At 65.2% G+C, this 13,893-nt stretch carries 10 protein-coding genes; 3 read left to right on the top strand and 7 right to left on the bottom strand.

Annotated elements, in window-relative coordinates; all coding sequences use genetic code 11:
• A partial coding sequence (locus ACI2JZ_RS17835; protein ID WP_404598770.1) for an FtsK/SpoIIIE domain-containing protein occupies positions 1-1,565 on the top strand: 1,565 nt, incomplete at its 5' end.
• Positions 1,566-1,587: 22 nt separating this feature from the next.
• Here the strand turns inward: ACI2JZ_RS17835 and ACI2JZ_RS17830 are convergent.
• On the bottom strand, positions 1,588-3,036 hold the full coding sequence (locus ACI2JZ_RS17830; protein ID WP_105656203.1) for an amino acid permease: 1,449 nt from the start codon (positions 3,034-3,036) through the stop codon (positions 1,588-1,590).
• Between the two features lie 130 nt (positions 3,037-3,166).
• On the opposite strand from ACI2JZ_RS17830, the gene mmuM reads away from it, so the two are divergent.
• On the top strand, positions 3,167-4,114 hold the full coding sequence (gene mmuM, locus ACI2JZ_RS17825; protein WP_404598769.1) for a homocysteine S-methyltransferase: 948 nt from the start codon (positions 3,167-3,169) through the stop codon (positions 4,112-4,114).
• A gap of 112 nt (positions 4,115-4,226) precedes the next feature.
• Here the strand turns inward: mmuM and ACI2JZ_RS17820 are convergent, their stop codons facing one another.
• The 6 genes from ACI2JZ_RS17820 to ACI2JZ_RS17795 all read right to left on the bottom strand — a co-directional run bounded on the left by ACI2JZ_RS17820 (position 4,227) and on the right by ACI2JZ_RS17795 (position 12,047).
• Positions 4,227-4,991, bottom strand: a complete 765-nt coding sequence (locus ACI2JZ_RS17820) for a hypothetical protein (RefSeq protein WP_105656202.1) — start codon at positions 4,989-4,991, stop codon at positions 4,227-4,229.
• A 126-nt stretch (positions 4,992-5,117) separates the two neighbouring features.
• A complete protein-coding gene (xdhC, locus tag ACI2JZ_RS17815) occupies positions 5,118-5,936 on the bottom strand; it encodes a xanthine dehydrogenase accessory protein XdhC (RefSeq protein WP_105656201.1) in 819 nt (272 codons plus the stop codon).
• Positions 5,937-5,938: 2 nt separating this feature from the next.
• On the bottom strand, positions 5,939-8,272 hold the full coding sequence (xdhB, locus tag ACI2JZ_RS17810) for a xanthine dehydrogenase molybdopterin binding subunit (protein ID WP_404598767.1): 2,334 nt from the start codon (positions 8,270-8,272) through the stop codon (positions 5,939-5,941).
• A complete protein-coding gene (locus ACI2JZ_RS17805) occupies positions 8,269-9,774 on the bottom strand; it encodes a xanthine dehydrogenase small subunit (RefSeq protein ID WP_105662033.1) in 1,506 nt (501 codons plus the stop codon). The genes xdhB and ACI2JZ_RS17805 overlap by 4 nt, the downstream gene beginning before the upstream one ends.
• A gap of 272 nt (positions 9,775-10,046) precedes the next feature.
• Positions 10,047-11,549: an NCS2 family permease gene (locus tag ACI2JZ_RS17800; protein ID WP_105662034.1), complete on the bottom strand. Its 1,503-nt coding sequence runs from the start codon at positions 11,547-11,549 to the stop codon at positions 10,047-10,049.
• 12 nt (positions 11,550-11,561) lie between these two features.
• On the bottom strand, positions 11,562-12,047 hold the full coding sequence (locus tag ACI2JZ_RS17795; protein WP_105656196.1) for a nucleoside deaminase: 486 nt from the start codon (positions 12,045-12,047) through the stop codon (positions 11,562-11,564).
• A 436-nt stretch (positions 12,048-12,483) separates the two neighbouring features.
• Between ACI2JZ_RS17795 and ACI2JZ_RS17790 the strand changes: the two genes are divergently transcribed.
• The gene (locus ACI2JZ_RS17790; protein ID WP_404598766.1) at positions 12,484-13,893 is read left to right on the top strand and encodes an MFS transporter; all 1,410 of its coding nucleotides are present in this window, start codon (positions 12,484-12,486) and stop codon (positions 13,891-13,893) included.

The following is a 13,893-nucleotide window of genomic DNA, read 5'->3' as shown; positions in this document are numbered from 1 at the left end:
ACGGGGCCGGGATCCCGGCACCGCGCCGGCCCTGGCTCGATGATCTCTCGGCCACTGTGGACTTGCGCGAGCTCGCCCCGGATTCGGACAGCCGGATCCCGCTGGCCCTGGCCGACATCCCCGAGCACCAGGCCCAGGAAACCGCCTGGTTCGAACCCGATACCGACGGCCACCTGCTGGTCTACGGCACCTCCGGCGCGGGCAAGTCGGCGGCCCTGCGCAGCATCGCGATCGCCGCGGGAGCCAACCCGGCGGCCGGCACCGCGGCGGTATACGCGCTGGAATTCGGCACCAGCTCGCTGCGGTCGCTCGATCCGCTGCCGCATGTCGGCGCGGTGATCGGCGGCGATGACGTGGAGCGCATCCAGCGCGTCTTCCGCATCCTGGCCGAGCACCTCGATGAGCGCTCGGCCCGGTACGCGGCCGCGAACGCCGCCTCCTTGAGCGAATACCGCCAGGTCACCGGCGACTTGTCCGAACCGCGCATCTTCTTGCTGATCGACGGCTTCGGCCAGTTCCGCAGCGACTGGGAGCTGGGCCACGGCCGCGGCGAGTACTACCAGGTGTTCATGCGCATCGTGGGCGAAGGCCGCCCGCTGGGCGTGCACGTGGTCACCACCGCCGACCGCTTCGGCGCGGTGCCCACCGCGATCAGCGCGAACATCACCCAGCGCGTGGTGCTGCGCATGGCCGACGAGCAGGCCTACAACGTGCTGGGCGTGGCCAAGGATGTGCTGGGCGAACGCAGTGCCCCGGGTCGCGCCATCATCAAGGGCCACGAGGCGCAGATCGCCGTGCTGGGCGGCACCGCGAACGTGGCCGAGCAGACCGCGCTGGCCACCAGCTGGGCCCAAGAGCTGGCAGCTTCCGGTGCCCCGCAGGCGGCCGGAGTCGAGTCGCTGCCGCAGGAATTCTCCGCGGCGGCGCTGCCCGACACGGTCAACGGGCAGCCGGCCATCGGCCTGTCGGATGCCACCCTCGCACCCTGCGGCTTCGAGCCCATCGGCACCTTCGTCATCGCCGGGCCGCCGCAAAGCGGGAAGACCAACACCATGCGCGCCATGGTCACCGCGCTGGAACGCGCCAACCCGGCCACCCAGTTCTTCCACATTGGCGGCCGGCGCGCCGAGCTGCGCGGCTGGCGGACTTGGAACGGCGCGGCCTCGGGCCCGGCTCAGACCCGGCAGTTCGCCAAGGACATGCTGGATCTGGTCGCCGACGATTCCATGCCGGGCAAGATCGTGTTCGTTGTGGAGAACTTCACCGAGTTCGCCGATTCGGATGCCGAGCGCCCGCTCAAGGAACTGCTCAAGGCCATCAACCGCTCCGACCACTTCCTGATCGCCGACGGAGACATCAACGCGTTCTCCTCCAGCTTCGGACTGCTCGGCGAACTGAAGTCCAACCGCCACGGCATCGCGCTCAAGCCCGACGCCTACGACGGGGACTCGCTGTTCAAGGTGCCCTTCCCGCGCGTCAAGCGCCACGAATTCCCGCCGGGCCGCGGATTCATGGTGCAAAACGGGCAACGCACCCTGGTCCACCTTCCACTCGTGGAACAGTAGGGCCGCAGGACTCTGCGCCGGTTCAGTTTCCCGCGAACGATCCCGCACTTTCGGCTTCACGCTGCGGGCTGAACACCCCAGCGCCATGGCGCCAGCGGTAATAGGCCAAGCAGGCAAGGGTGAACGGGACACCGAAGTACAGTGCTGGACGCTGCACTGGATCAAAAGCCACGCCCACCAGCGAAGCGCCAAGCAGCACCAAGGCGATGATCGGCAGAATCGGGAACAACGGTGCCCGATAGGGCAGGGAATCGGTGGATCCATGCAGGGCAACGTAGTGCCGGCGGAACGACAGGTGCGATGCGCAGATCACGATCCACACCGCTACTACCGCAAACCCGGCAATGGATACCAAAGCCATGAAGAGCGACTGCGCCGCGATAAAGCTGGAGAACAGCGATACCAGTCCGCCGAGGATCGACAGGCTCAGGGCCAGCATCGGAATGCCCCTGCTGTTGGTCTTGGACAGGGCCTTGGGCGCCTGGCCTGCGGCTCCCATGGAATGCAGCATGCGAGCGCATGAGTACAGTCCGGAGTTGCCTGCCGAGAGCAGGGCGGTGATGATCACGAAGTTCATGATGTCCGCACCGGCTGGCAGGCCGGCGACATCCAGGACCGTGACGAAGGGACTTTCATTCGCGCCAGCCTCGGCAAACGGGATAATTGCGGCTACGACCACGATGGCACCGATGAAGAACACCGCCAAGCGAACCACGGCGGTGCGGATGGCCCGCGGAATGCTCAGCTGCGGGTTCTTCGCCTCGCCGGCCGCTACGCCGATCAGCTCGGTGCCGCTGAATGCGTAGAACACCGAGAGGACGGTGACCAGTACTCCGGTAATCCCCGCAGGGAACAGTCCCCCTTCGGTGCTGAAGTTGGACAGGCCAATCACGCCGGCGTCACTGGCCGGGTTGATGCCGATGATCGTGGCGGCGCCAACGACAATCACCAGCAGCACCGCCGCCACCTTGATCAGCGCAAACCAGAATTCGGTTTCGCCGAAGACCCGCGATGAAGTCGCATTCAGCGCAAACAGCAAAGCAGCGAAAACCAGTGAGAAGACCCAGACGGAAATCGAGGGGAACCAACGTTGCATCAGCAGCCCGGCTGCGGTGAATTCGCTGGCCAGGGCTACCGCCCAGCACAGCCAGTAGAGCCACGCCGTAGCAAAACCCCACGCTGGTCCAAGATCACGGGTGGCGTGTGCATGGAATCCTCCTGCCACCGGATGCCGCGCCGACAGCTCTCCCAGCCCGCTCATCACCATGTAGGCCACCAAGGCTCCGACTGCATAGGCCAGCACCGCGCCCAGCGGCCCGGCTTGGGCAATGGTGTATCCGGAGGAAACGAACAGGCCCGAGCCGATCACCCCGCCCAAAGCGATCATCACCAGATGACGCGAGGTCATGGTTCTTAGCAGTCCGGAATCGGCTGGTGCAGTCTCGTTGGTGCTGACGATGCTCTCGGTCATGGGGCTCCTTGTGGAATGAATGCGCTTGCAGGATATCGAGCTTGGACGGCAGTCCCGGACGGGCATGTCATCTGTGGTCACACGGCGTCAAGGTCGGTCATCCAAGCACTCGCCGTGTACCCTCGATGACGTGCATATCCCAAACCACCCCAGCAATTTCCGTGACGCATTGCGCGCCGAAGGCAGCCCGCCAATCATCCTCGACGGCGGTCTCGGCACCCATCTGGCCGATCGCGGCAATGACGTGACCGGGCACCTGTGGTCAGCGCAGATCCTCATGGACCGCCCCGAAGAGGTCCGCGCGGCACACCAGGACTTTTTCGCTGCCGGCGCCCAAGTTGCCACGACCTGCTCCTACCAGGTCAGCTATGACGGCCTGGCTCAGGTGGGCTCCGAGCAGAAGATGGAACAAATGCTGCGCACCAGCGTGCGCCTGGCGCGAGAAGCCTCCAGCGCTGGGCGCACGGACACAGCACGCTGGGTGGCCGCCTCGGTGGGGCCCTACGGTGCCGGGCCGGGCGCCGGGACCGAATACGACGGCGCCTATCGCAAGACGGCCTCCGAGCTGGCTAACTGGCACCGCAAGCGCTTGGAAATCCTGGCTGACGCCGGTGCCGATCTGGTCATCTTTGAAACCGTGCCCAGCCTGGCAGAAGCAGAAGCATTGACCGTATTGGCTCGGGAGCTGCAACTGCCGGCGTTGCTCAGCCTTGCGGTGCGCGCCGATGACCAAGGCCGAGTGGTTCTGGGTGATGGCACCGATCTGCGAGTCGTAGCCGGAATCGTTCAGGAATCCGGCGTGTGGGACGCAGTCGGCGTGAACTGCTGCCCGGTACCCCAAGCGGTGGCCGCGTTGCAGATCCTGGGAGAAGAAACCGGCTTGCCGCTGTCGGCCTACCCGAATAGCGGTGAAATTTGGGACCACGAAGCTCGTGTGTGGGTCCCAGGAACTGAAGGCAGTGATTTGCCCGGAGCGGTTCCCGAACTCGTGGCCGCAGGCGCTCGCCTGATCGGCGGTTGCTGCCAGGTCACCCCGGGACAGATCACCCGGGTCCGCGAAGCCATCCAGCTCGGCTGAGGCCCGTCCCGGCACTTCGGCTTCCGCTGAGCCAGCGGCTTGTCCGTAGCCCTGGACAGTGCGCGAAAAAGCCGGCAGCAACACGCAGTTGCTGCCGGCTTGAGACCAGTTACTAGAACTCGAAGTCGCCGAAGTCCCCACCGGCACCGCCGAGGAAGTCCCCGAACATGCCTTCGGCCTGGCCGCCCAGGCCTTCACCGGCCGCGGAGAGCTGTTCCCCGGCACCGGATACGGTATCGCCCAGGCCCTCGGCCATGGAACCGAACTCTTCGCCGATGCCGGCGAAACCATCAAGCAGCGGTCCAGCAATGGCCGTGCCGATGAACGCACCTGCCACGCCGCCGAGCAGGCCAACACCCAAGCCGCCGGCCGCGCCGGCAGCCATGCCCATGCCCCGTCCCTTGCCGCCGGAACCCAAGATCTTGTCCATGAACCCGGGACGCGACATCTCCGCGCGGGTTGCCGAACGGGCCAGGTCCCTTGGGTCCTGGCTCATCGGGCGTTCTGCCGGCGGCAACTGCTCGGAGAGTTCATGATGCAGCAGTTCGCGTTGCTGCGGGGTCAGCCGGGCGAAAGCCTCGGCGTGGGCGCGTTCCATATCCTGCGGCGGAGCGGTACGGAGCATGTAGCGGTACTTCTCGATCGCGGCCTGATCCTCGCGCGACGGTGCCGAGGCCGGCTGGTTGCCGTAGCCGCGCTCGCCGTAGTTCTGGTGCTGCGGCTGCTGCTGGTAGCCGCCGGGATTCTGCTGGTAGCCGCGTTGCTGGTTATTGGAGCCGCGCTGATTGCTATTGGAGCCGCGCTGGTTGAGCTGTTCCCGGACGTACTCGCCGGCCATTTGCTTGCCCTTGCGCAGCAGCTTGTCGAACATGGACATGGAATTGGCCTCCTAGACGTTGCGGGCGCGGTGCACGAAGCACCGCTCTCCCCTGTTTAAACTCCCCGGCATTGCTCCTTGTTCCCCACGTTAGACAATTCTCATAATCGCCCGTCGGCCCCGCATCTAGGCGCTGCGCACCGGCTGCTTTGCCCCGGACGTGATCCTCGCCAGCAAGTCGGCAGCCACGGACACCGCAATCACCGCCGGCTGCTTGCCCCGCACCTGCTCGATCCCAATGGGGCACTGGATCGCCGCGATCTGTTCGTCGCTGAAGCCGCTGGCACGCAGATTCTTCTGGAAGCGGGCCCACTTGGCACTCGACCCGATCAATCCAATCGATCCCAAGCCCGGGTGGCGCAACGCGGCATCGCACAGGTGGAAATCCTCGGCATGATCGTGCGTCATGATCAGCACGTGCGTTCCCCCAGGCAGGCAGCTGAGCACCTGCTCCCCGAGCACCGCCACCGCCGAATGGATCCGCGCCACGCTGGGTTCAAGGGCCGGCAGGTCCTCCAGGAATTCCGGGCGCGAATCAACCAGATGCAGCTCCAGGTCATGGCGGGCGAGAATGCGGGCCAATTCCATTCCCACATTTCCCACCCCGAAGATCGCCACCGTGGCAGGAACCGGCAAGGGCTCTAGCAGCACCGTGATCTCGCCGCCGCAGCATTGCCTGCCGTACTTGGCCGGGGCCTTGTCGCTGAGCTTCATGGTGATGCTCTGCGGCTGGTTCCCGCCCGCGCTGATCATCTGCCGGGCCCGTTCCATGGCCGCCATTTCCAGGTTGCCCCCGCCGATGGTCCCGAAGATCTCCTGGCTGGCAATCACCATTTTCGCGCCGGCCTCGCGCGGGGCATGCCCGCGCACCGCGGTGATGGTGGCCAGCACCGCGGGACGCCGTTCATTGCGCAGCGCGGTGACAGCTTCAATCCACGACAGCATGGCTACCGCTCCTCCCGCGCCGCTTCGATCGCCCAGAACACCGCTTCCGGAGTCGCCGGGGACGCCAGCGGCACCGAACGCCCGGAGCGGCCGAAGGAGGCAATGGCCTGACGCAGTGCCTCGCGCACCGAGAAGGCGAGCATCAGCGGCGGTTCTCCCACGGCCTTGGATCCGTAGACCGCGCCTTCCTCATGCGCCTTGTCCAGCAAGCTGACGTTGAAGACGTCGGGCATCTCGGAGAAGCTCGGGATCTTGTAGGTGCTCGCGGCTTGGGTGGACACCCGTCCTCGGCCCGGGCCATCGGAGGTGTCCCAGCGCAAATCCTCCAGGGTCAGCCAGCCAGCCCCCTGCACGAACCCTCCCTCGATCTGCCCCAGATCCACCAGCGGCGAGAGGGAATCGCCCACGTCATGGACGACATCCACGCGGCGCAGCACATAGGAGCCGTCAAAGCCGCTGACTTCCACCTCGCTGGCCGCCACCCCGTAGGAGAAGTACTTGAACGGGCTGCCCGTCATCTGCGACAGGTCCCAATGCAGCCCTTCGGTCCGGTAGAAGCCGGCGGCCGAAAGCTGGACCCGCTGGAAGTACGCGGCGTTGACCACTTCTTCCCACCCCAGCGATTCGCTCTTGCCCAGCGCGGTGACCCTGCCGCCGCTGAAGCGCAGGTCTTGCGCCGGAACCCCCAATTTTCCGGCGGCCACCTGCGCGAGCCGGCCGCGGATCTGCTCGCACGCATCCTTGACCGCGCCGCCATTCAGGTCGCTGCCCGAACTGGCTGCGGTGGCCGAGGTATTGGGCACTTTGTCGGTGCGCGTAGGGGCAATGCGCACCTTGGATAGCGGCACGCCCAAGGCGGTGGCGGCCACCTGCAGCATCTTGGTATGCAGGCCCTGTCCCATTTCGGTGCCGCCGTGGTTGACCAGCACCGAACCGTCCTTGTAGACCAGCACCAACGCGCCGCCCTGGTTGAAGGCGGTGAGGTTGAAGGAGATGCCGAATTTCACCGGCGTCATCGCCAGCGCCCTTTTGGCGTGCTCGTGCCCGGCATTGAATTCTGCGATCTGCTCCTCGCGTGCGGCGATATCTGCCGAGCCGAGCAGCTGGGTCCAAGCAGCCTCCAAGCGCTCGGGATGCCGGACCGGCTGGTAGTACGGGGTGTCCTGTCCCTGGGTGTAGAAATTGCGGCGGCGCAGTTCCCGGGCGTCCAATCCCAGCTGCGGGGCCACCCGGCCCAGGATGTCTTCCATGACCAGCATGCCCTGCGGACCGCCGAAGCCGCGGAACGCGGTCTGCGAGGTCTTATGGCATTTGGCGATGCGCCCGTTGACCCTGATATTCGGGATCCAATAGGAATTGTCGATATGGCACATCGCGCGGGTCAGCACCGGTTCGGACAGATCCAGGCTCCACCCGCCGTCAGCGGTCAGCTGGGCCTGCAGGGTCAGGATCTTGCCCTGCCCGTCGAAGCCGATTTTCCAGGTTGCATGGAATCCGTGGCGCTTGCCGGTCATGGTCATGTCCAGGGTGCGGTCCAGCCGCACCCGCACCGGCCGTCCGGTGAGCACCGCACCGAGGGCCGCCACCGCGGCATAGCCATGGGGCTGCATTTCCTTGCCGCCGAAGCCGCCTCCCATGCGCAATACCTGCACGGTGACCTCGTGGGCGCCGATGCCCAGCACATGCGAGACGATGTCCTGGGTTTCGGTGGGATGCTGGGTGGAGCAGTGGATCATGATCTGCCCGCTCTCATCCACGATCGCCAGCGAGTTCTGCGTTTCCAGATAAAAGTGCTCCTGGCCGGCGAACTCGAAATCGCCCTCGAAAACATGGGCCGCCTGCGCGAAGGCTGCCTCCGGATCTCCCTTGGAGATCTCGGGCTGGATGCCGTGGAAGCTGTTGGCCCCGATCGCGTCCTTGATGGTGATCAGCGAATCCAGTGGTTCGTACTCCACGCGCACCGCCTTGGCCCCGGCCTTGGCAGCTTCCAGGTCTTCGCCCAGGACCCACGCCACCGGCTGGCCGAAGAACATGACTTCTTCCACCGGGAGCAGCGGTTCGTCGTGCTTGGCGCCCTGGTCATTGACCCCGGGGATGTCTTTCGCGGTGATGACCCGGACCACCCCGGGTACCTGCTGCGCCGCACTGGCATCCAGGCCCAGGATTTTTCCATGGGCGCAGGTGGACTGCACCGGGTAGGCATGCAGGACCCCGGCCAGACGCGCGGCCAGGTCGTCGGTATACAACGCGGTGCCGGTAACGTGCGCGGCGGCGGATTCGTGGCGGTGGCGCTGGCCGACTACCGGAGCGTCGGGGCGTTGGGATAGCTGGCTCATGAGTTCTGCTCCTGTCCTGCTTCCAAGCTGCGTTCAAGCTGCTGGGCATAGAACCGTTCAAGCGAGGAGGCCAGCATGGCCTTGCGGTAGTTGGCGCTGGCCCGGTGGTCATCCATCGGGGTTCCTTCGGTGCCCATGGTGCGTGCCGCGGCCCGGATGGTTTCCAGGTTCCACGGCTGGCCTTCCAACAGTGCTTCGGTGGCCACGGCGCGCAGCGGGGTTGCGGCCACGCCGCCCAGCCCGATCCGCGCCGTGGTGATCATGCCGTCCGACACCGTGAGCGCATAGCCGATGGCTACCGAGGAGATGTCATCGAAGCGCCGCTTGGAAATCTTCTGGAAGCTGGTCAGCGGTGCTAGCGGCAGCGGGATGCGGATCGCGGTGATCATCTCCCCCGGCTCGCGCACGGTCTGCCGGTAGCCGGTGAAGTAGTCCGAAAGCGCCACCATCCGGTTGCCGCGGATGCTGGAAAGCACCAGCTCGGCCTCCAGCGCCAGCAGCGCCGGCGGGGTGTCGCCAATGGGCGATCCGGTCCCCAGATTGCCGCCGATGGTTGCGCTATTGCGGATCAGCCTTGACGCGAACTGCCCGAAGAGCTGAGAGAGCAGCGGAACCTGCCCGGCGAGCTTGCGTTCCAGTTCGCTCAGGGTGCAGCCTGCACCCAATTCAAGGTACTGCTCGTTCCAGTGGATCTGGCGCAGCTCGGGCAGCCGGTCGATGGCCAGCACCGAGCGGGCGCGGGCGCCCTTGATGTTGACCTCCACGCCCCAGTCGGTGGCACCGGACACCAGTACGGTCTGCGGTTCGGTTGACAGGATCTGCAGTGCCTGGTCCAGGTCCGCCGGCCGGCGGAAGCGGCCCAGGTCCCCGGTAGGGGTATCGGCGCGCTGGATGTCGGTGGCCACCGGTGCCGGGGCCCGGTGCTGGGTCCGGGCAGTCAGCGGGTCATCCGGCTCGGGCTCGCCCAGCGCGTAGGCGGCGTCGCGGATCGGGCGGTATCCGGTGCAGCGGCAGAGATTGCCCGACAGCGCGTGCAGGTCGAATCCATTCGGTCCGCACTCGTGCTCCCCGCCATCACCCGCGCTGACTGCGGGATTGGCGGTCCGCTCGGGGCGGTAGTATTCGGCGGCCATGGAGCAGACGAATCCGGGGGTGCAATAACCGCACTGGGATCCGCCGCGGTTGGCCATCTCTTCCTGCACCGGATGCAGCGCCGCGACGCTGCCCAGCCCTTCGGAGGTGATGATTTCCTGGCCGTCGAGCGCCGCGGCCGGCAGCAGGCAGGCGTTGGCCGCCGTCCACCTGCTGCCTTCCCCATCGCTGCGGGCCACCAGGATCGAGCAGGCGCCGCACTCGCCCTCGGCACAGCCTTCCTTGCATCCGATCAATTGCTGCCCGCGCAGGAAATCCAGCGCGTTGGTATGCGGCGGCCCGTCGAATTCCCGGACCTTTCCGTTGACCGTAACCTGGCATTTTGTCTCTTGCGTTGCCTCGGCGCTCATGCCGTTGACACCTCCTGCGCCCGGGTATCGCCGGACGCACCATGAATGAATTGGATGATGGGTGGGATCTGGCGCCCTGCCGGAGGTTCCAGGCTCGTCCAGGGCGCCGCCGCGTGCTGCGGCGGGATCAGTTTCCGTGCGCGATCTGGCCCTTGGACCAGGCGAGGCATCCGCCCATGATTACCCTCCAGAATTCGGATCATTCACTTCCATGCAAACCATCAAGGTGAGCCACCTCACCTCAGTGGATCCTTACTATAGCCCGTATCAGCTCAGGCCAGTAGGGCCGTAATCGGGCCCCGTGCGAAGTACACCAGGAAGCCCAGCGCCACCACCCACAGCAGCGGGTGGATCTTGGCATACCGCCCGGCCGCGGTGTTCACCACCACCCAAGCGATGAACCCTGCGCCAATGCCATTGGCAATGGAGTAGGTCAACGGCATGGTGATCAGGGTGAGGAACGCCGGCATGGCGCTGGAGAACCGCTTGAAGTTGATCTCGCGGATCTGCGCGCACATCAAGGTGCCCACCAGAACCAGTGCCGCGGCAGCCACCTCGATGGGAACCACGGAGGTCAGCGGCGTGAAGAACATCGAACCCAGGAACAGCACGCCGGTGATGACCGAAGCCAGCCCGGTGCGCGCTCCTTCCCCGATGCCGGCCGCCGAATCCACGTAGACGGTATTGGAGGAGGACGAGCCCATGCCTCCGGCCACCGCGCCCAGGCCCTCGACCACGAACGCGGCCTTCAGCCGCGGGAAGGTTCCGTCCTTGCGCGCCAGACCGGCATTCTTGGCCAGTCCGGTCATGGTGCCCATGGCGTCGAAGAAGTTCGTGAACACCAAGGTGAACACCAGCATCGTCGCCGCCAGCGCGCCGATCCGCCCGAAGGATCCGAACAGGTCGAACTCCCCGGCCAGCGACAAATCCGGCAACGAGACGATATTTCCCTGCAGCACCGGCATGTTCAGGTGCCAGCCATGCGGGTTATCCGCGCCGGCTGGCCCGATCCTGAACACCAGCTCGGCGATCATCGCCAGCACCGTGGAGATCACGATGCCGATCAGGATCGCGCCCTGCACCCCGCGGGCCACCAGCGCACCCATGATCAGCAACCCCACCACGAAGACCATGGTCGGGATCGAGACGATCGACCCGCCATCGCCCAGCTGCACCGGAGGCCCGGCGGCGGTACGGGTAACGAAGCCGGAGTCCACGAACCCGATGAAGGTGATGAACAGCCCGATGCCCACCGTAATGGCGGCCTTCAGATCCTTGGGGATGGCCCGGAAGATCGCGGTGCGCACCCCGGTCATCCCGAACAGGACGATCAGCACGCCGTTGACCACCACCAGTCCCATGGCCTCGGGCCAGGTGACGTCCTGGATCACCGAGACGGCTAGGAAGGAGTTGATGCCCAGCCCGGCGGCCAGGCCGAAGGGCAGGTTGGCGATCAGCCCGAACAGGATGGTCATGGCCCCGGCAGTCAGCGAGGTCATGGCCCCGACCTGCGCGGCCGGAAGCCAGTTGCCGGCCACATCCACGGGTGCGGCCTCGGCGCTGAATCCGCCGAGGATCAGCGGGTTGAGGATCACGATGTAGGCCATCGTGAAGAAGGTGACGATCCCGCCGCGCAATTCCCGCGCCAGCGTGGACCCGCGTTCGGTGATGCTGAAGAACGCATCCAGGATGCCGCCCGGCCCACCCGGCCGGCGCGGCTTGCTGCCGCGCTGCGCGCCCTGGGGGCCAGCTGGCAAGCGACTTGTCGTGGTCATGGTCCTGGACCTTTAGTAGTCGGTCCGGGATTCTTGCGAATCCCATGCCTTGAACGGCAACAGGTGCTCGCCGCCTTCGGACTGGAAGCAGTTCACCGGCATCAGCGAGCGGTTGGATTTTGCTTCGAAGTAGTCGTAGAACACCGCGTCGTCGAATCCGGCGGCAGCCGCATCATGCCTGTTGGCCGCGAAGAAGACCTTGCCGATGCGGGCCCACAGCGAGGTGGCCAGGCACATTGGGCAGGGTTCGCAGCTGCTGTAGAGCACGCAGCCGCTCAAGTCGAAGGTCCCCAAGGCGGCGGCCGCGGTACGGATGGCCACCACTTCGGCGTGCGCCGATGGATCATTGTTGGCCGTGACGCGGTTGACCCCTTCGAAGACCTGGCCGTCGGGGGCGACCACGACGGCGCCGAAAGGCCCGCCGGCGTTGTGGACATTTGTGGTGGCAATATCGATGGCCATCGAAAGATAGTCTTGGCCAGTGGTAGTAACGCTCATCGCGTGGCTCCTCATGCTTTGGACAAGAGAACCGCAGCGCGCTGCTTGGCGCTAGCTACCGGTTGCGCTTGTCACCTGAAATCGATCAGTTGCATGCCCGGTAGATAGCGACCCATCAGGTGGGTGCCCGCCATAGACAGCTACGAGATTATCAGCGGATTGTGACGCACGCAACAATTCTTTTGAAATCTCTTTTTCGCATCATGAACAAAAACTTGCCGTCTTGCCGCTCATCCCCTCTCCCACTAGCAGCGATCCGACGGGACTGGCCCCTCCCTCCAGCGCCGCGACTCCCGAAGCTGGATCCTTGCCCCGGCGCTCGGGTTTCCAACACATTACAGCCGCCTATCGGCGCACCGATCCGGCGGGTGAATTTAAGTTCCCTTCGGCGCAACAACCTGAGCACCTAGGCGAAATACCTCTTTGAGAAGCTCAGATGCATCAAGTGCTAGAGAAGGGATCGGATAACGTGAGCGCACAGCTAGAAGCATCTGACACATCGCAGGCACTGCAGGTGCAACCGGGACGCTGGGTCAGCAACTGGACCCCGGAGGATCCAGAATTCTGGAAGCGCACCGGATCTGCGGTAGCCAGCCAAAACCTCAAGTGGTCCATCTTCGCCGAGTTCCTCGGATTCAGCGTTTGGCAGCTTTTCGCCATTGTCGTGGTCTATCTTCCAGTAGCGGGATTCAGCTACAGCACCACGCAGCTGTTCTGGCTGATCTCCATCCCGAGCCTCGTCGGCGCCACCCTGCGCATCCCCTACACGTTCATGGTGGCCCGTTTCGGCGGGCGCAACTGGACGGTCATTTCCGCGCTGCTCCTGCTGATTCCGGCCGGCGGCATTTCCCTGGCCCTGGCTGATCCGTCCACGCCATTCTGGGTCATGCTCAGCCTTGCGGCGCTGACCGGCTTCGGCGGCGGAAACTTCGCTTCCTCGATGGCTAATATCACCTACTTCTACCCCGCTTCCCGCAAGGGATGGGCATTGGGCCTCAACGCCGCCGGCGGCAACCTCGGCGCGGCGGTCGCCCAGCTGCTTGTACCGGTCATTGTCACGGTCTTCGCCGCCGGGGCGTTGCAGCTACCGCTGGCAGGGATGCTCTGGATCCCGTTGATTCTGCTCTCCGCATGGGGTGCCTGGAAATACATGCACAACCTGTCATCGGCACGCTCAGATATCCGCGGCGCCATTGCCTGCCTGAAGGTAAAGCACCTGTGGATCATCTCCGCACTGTATGTGGGAACCTTCGGCTCCTTCATCGGATTCTCGGCAGTATTCCCCAAGCTGATCGTTGACACTTTCCCCGAATACGCGGCCTTGCCGTTGGGCACCGCAACCATCACCTTGGCCTTCCTCGGCCCGCTGGTCGCGTCCCTGGCCCGTCCATACGGCGGCAAGATCGCTGACAAGCTCGGCGGCGCACGCATCTCCGTGGCGACCTTCGGAGCCATGGCCTTGATTACCGCTGCGCTAGTGCTCAGCCTGCCACGGGCCAACTTCTGGATGTTCCTCTTCCTGTTCTTGCTGCTCTTCACCGCAAGCGGCATCGGCAATGGCTCGACCTACCGCATGATCCCGGCAGTCTTTGCCCTGAGCGACGAGGGAAAACAGGCAAGCCAGGTGGATTCTTCGCGCAAGGCGGCCGCAGCCCTCGGTTTGATCTCGGCCATTGGCGCCTACGGCGGCTTCCTGATTCCCCAGGCCTTGGGCCTGTCCGTATCCAGCACCGGCGCCTACACCACGGCGTTCATCATCTTCATCGCGGTCTACCTGCTGCTCATGGCCACCGCATGGTTCGCCTATGCACGCTCAGGCACCCGTTTCGCCCAGCACGGAGTCTAG

Origin of the sequence: Microbacterium sp. NPDC087868, from assembly GCF_044900755.1 — a bacterium.
GTDB lineage: Bacteria > Actinomycetota > Actinomycetes > Actinomycetales > Microbacteriaceae > Microbacterium > Microbacterium galbinum.
The sequence above is the reverse complement of the archived record's forward strand: the minus strand, read 5'-3'. Positions and strand labels throughout refer to the sequence as shown.